The sequence below is a fragment of the Kitasatospora sp. UYEF31 genome, from assembly GCF_057291755.1.
Genome location: NZ_JBXAWK010000139.1, coordinates 1 through 1,878, shown reverse-complemented (window position 1 = coordinate 1,878; position 1,878 = coordinate 1). Strand labels below are relative to the sequence as shown.

Annotated in this window: 1 protein-coding gene; it reads left to right on the top strand. The window is 74.9% G+C overall.

The features are described from left to right. Positions 1–454: 454 nt before the first annotated feature. Positions 455–1,594 (top strand): TQO small subunit DoxD, encoded by a 1,140-nt coding sequence (locus tag AC0Z36_RS29540; RefSeq protein ID WP_485466159.1) that lies wholly within the window; start codon positions 455–457, stop codon positions 1,592–1,594. Positions 1,595–1,878: the final 284 nt, after the last annotated feature.

Sequence of the window (1,878 nt, the reverse complement as noted above, 5' to 3'; positions counted from 1 at the left end):
TCGCTCAGTCGTCGCTCGGCGCCTGCGCGTCGCCCGGGAAAGCTGCGACCTCCGGTCGCGCTCCCTCGCTGGCGCTCGGTCGCCCCGTGGTGGTGCGGCGGGGGGCGCTGCGCGCCCATCGACCCCGTTGTCCGCGGCCTTGCCGCGGGCAGCGGGGCACTTTCTCGTTGGGGTGACTCTCCGGGCGTGTCGGAAGGCGTCTCGGGCTCCGGGTTGTCGTACCGGATGAAAATGGGGGCCGGTGTGCCCGCATCCTTCCCGGGGTGTCGGCGGTTAGTGGTCTGTGGACACCAGATCGGAAACATTGACGCTGGTGCGCGACCCAGCGGACCCCACGGCTGTAGCCGCGCAGACACGGAGCATGCGGGTCGTCTTCGGCGGCGGGCAGCAAGGGACACAGCCGGTTCCGGGAGGGTTCCCGGCAGCGGGCGACCCGCCGGTGCCTGGGCAGCGCATGCGATCCGACCCCGCCGACGCCACTACGGAACTGCCGCGCATCCCCGCGGACGATCCCGGCGGCCCCTCGTCGGGCGGCCGGGCCGCCCAGCGGCGTGAGTCGGGCCGGGCTGCGTCGCGCGCCACCAAGCCAAAGGCCGCAGCCGCAGCCACGACGACGCAGGTGTCGAGTGCGGAGGCCGACCTTCAGGCCGGCCGGGGCGCCTTCCAGCTGGGTGTCGTGCTGCTGCCGCTGCGCCTGTTCCTGGGCCTGGCCTCCCTCCTGGAGGGCTTGCGCAAGCTGTACGACCCGGCTTTCCTCGACCCGGCCTCGACTGAGTCCTTCGCGCACAGCATCACCAAACTGCGGGCCGACAGCGTCTTCCCGCCGGTGATGGACCTCGCGGCGAACCACGCGGTCGGCGCGGGCCTGCTGTTCGCCTTCGGGCAGGTCCTCGTCGGCTTCGGCGCGGTGCTCGGCCTGTGGACCAGGTTCGTGGCGATGCTCGGCATGCTGCTGTCGCTCGGTGTGCTGATCGCCGTCGGCGACAACGGCTCCCCGTACCACGCGGCGTTCATCGTCTTCCTGGCCGCGTGGAGCCCGCTGGCCCTGGCCGGGTCGCCGATGTACTCCGCGGACGCCTGGTTGTCGCTTCGCGACTGGCGGGGGCCGATCGTCATCCCCGTGCGGGCCCGACGCCGCAAGCTCGGCTACGGCTCGTTGATCGCCTGTGCGGGCGTCGGCGTGACACTCGTCGTCGGTGCGGTGTTCGGCTCCCCGGCCGTCGACGGGGACCGCCCTGAGCACCCGGACAGCGGCCCGACCGCGCCCGCCGTGCCAGGCGGTGCCGCGTCGCCGGCTCCGGCCGTGCAGGCTCCGACGGTCGTGGAGTCCGCGCCGCCCAGCTCACCGACTGCGGCGGGCAGCCCGGCGGCCACCTCGACCCCGGGCAGCGCGAAGGGCACCGGGAGCACAACGAGCAAGCCACCCACCAGCAGCCCGACGAAGAAGGCGCCCACCACGCAGCAGCGGACCACCAGCACGACAGACAAGAGCGAGGGCGCACCCGCGGCCGCGAAGACCACCAAGAGCAGCACCAGTGGCGGTGGCGGCGGGCCCCTGGGCCCGGGGGCGCCCATCGGCGGCCTGCTCGGCTAGACCGCACCGGACCGGAGAACCGAGCACCGGGGAACCGAGCACCGGAACACCGGAAAACAGAGCAGCCGGAACACAGAGCAGCGGGGGGGGGGGGGGGGGGGGGGGGGGGGGGCCCCCGCCGCCGCCCGGGGGGGGGGGGGGGGGGGGGGGGGGCCCGGGGGGGGGGGGGGGGGCCCGCCCCCCCCCCCCCCGGGCCCCGAAACCCGTGCTCGCGGTGTCCACGAGGCCGCTGCCGCAGCCGTCGCACGCGGAGGGGTGGTGGTCGATGATCAGGTCCGGGTCGG